This is a genomic window from Leisingera sp. F5 (assembly GCF_001593695.1).
Genome location: NZ_LUKH01000751.1, coordinates 1 through 1730 on the forward strand (window position 1 = coordinate 1; position 1730 = coordinate 1730).

Here is a 1730-nt window from a genome sequence, read left to right on the forward strand (position 1 = left end):
GCGGAGCCCAGACCGCACTTTCCACTGGAGTAAGCCGGTCGCGGACACGCAGAGTGTACCCGCCTTTGCGTGCCCCGGTCATCCACAGGGCAGCAGATTCCGCATCCCCGGCGCGGGGTGCCAATCCGTGCACCGACAGGCTCAGCTGCGACGCGTCATGCTGCGCGGTCACCCGCAACTGCGCGCCGGCCTCCGCAAACACCGGCTGATCCAGCAGAAACGCCGTCCGCCCCCAATGGCCGCCGGACTGCAAACCGTTTGCCACCAGAATGCCGGGGGCCAGTTCCATCTCAAAACTGACAAAGACCGCATGAATGGTGCCGGCGCCGGCACAGACGAGATCCTTGGCGGCCCGCGCCGGGTTAATGTCCGGCCGGGTGAAATCAAATTGAAACAGATCCGTTGCCATCCCCAAAGGCCGCAGCGCACAGGTTTCCAGATCATTCGGCGTCAGCTGGGCCATGCGCGCAAAGGGGTGAAAGGCGCTCAGATCAAACCCTTCCGCCTCCTGCGGACGCCAAAGGTCCAGCAGATCACCGCTTTCCACCGGTTGCGCCTTCAGCGTTCCCCGTTCAGGCACCGCCCGCGCCTCCGGCTTGGCCAGCGCGCCCATCGCATGGGTCAGTGTCGCCAGCGCCCCCTCGCCGAGCAAGACAGTATCGACGATCTCTGAAATCACCACATCCGCCCGCTCCGGAATGTCCTCGCCAACAACAATATCGTGGGACCATTTCGGTATGACCGTAATACGGTCGGTCAGACCGTTCTGGGCGATGACGCGGGTTGCGGCCTGGGCAATCAGCGGCTGCTGCTCGCAAGTGTAGACATGTTTGGCGCCGGCCCGCGCCGCCAGCATCGCCGTCAAACCCGCACCGCAGCCAATATCCAGCACCACGTCGCCCGGCCGCACCTTGGCCGCGATGGCCTTGGCGTAGGCGCGGTTGCGGGCCTTGTCGGCGAGCATCGGGAAATGCCAGCGGGGCACAAACGCCTGATGCAGCCGCTCCTGCAGAACCTGCGCTTCATGGTGGCATGGGTCTGCCGCCAGCGCGTCCGAAAGGATCTGCGAGGTCCGGATGCCGCCATCGCCCAGCGATTCGGATTTTGCCAACTGGACCAGTCTTTCTGCGTCTTGCGTGTCTGAATGCCGACGCAATTGAGGTGGTTGAGGCGTTTGATTTTGAAGCAATTCTTACTTTCCCTATTTTGAGGCAAATGCGGACTTTTGAGACTATCCGCCATGCCTCTCTAAAATTCGGTAAAGGAAAAGCGCGTCCCGCCGCCCCCTTGGACAGAAGCAGCCCCGCGTCCTCGGCGTTCAAAATACCTCAAGGCGCGCAACAGGATCTGCCAGGACGCTGCAGCAGATCCCCTGAATGTTATGCGCTGTCCGGCAGGTCCACCGTGCCGCGCATCAGCACAAAGCCTTCGCCTGCCACCTGCACGCCCTCAATCGCATCTGCCGGGCCAACCCGCGCCACCCGTGCCTGGCCGGGACGGCCAAGGCCATGGCCCTGCTCAGCCGCAAACTCTGCCTTCTCCATCAGCCCGTGACGCCACAGATAAGACGCCATGGCGCCGGTCGCGGACCCGGTGAACGGGTCCTCCGGCGGGCTGGGCGGCGCCATCAGCAAGCGCGAAAACGTATCGCCCGCCTCGGTTGCGCCCTCCAGCACGACCAGAAACGGCTCCATCATGTCGATGCCGTCCGCCCCCAGCGACTGGCCCAG

Annotated in this window: 2 protein-coding genes; both read right to left on the reverse strand. The window is 63.9% G+C overall.

Annotation, left to right across the window (positions count from 1 at the left end; translation table 11 throughout):
* On the reverse strand, positions 1-1189 hold a 1189-nt coding region (locus A2I95_RS35540), incomplete at its 3' end, for a 50S ribosomal protein L11 methyltransferase (protein WP_291737257.1).
* Positions 1190-1379: 190 nt separating this feature from the next.
* Positions 1380-1730, reverse strand: a 351-nt coding sequence (locus A2I95_RS35545; RefSeq protein WP_291737258.1) for a PhzF family phenazine biosynthesis protein, incomplete at its 5' end; no start/stop codon positions are given.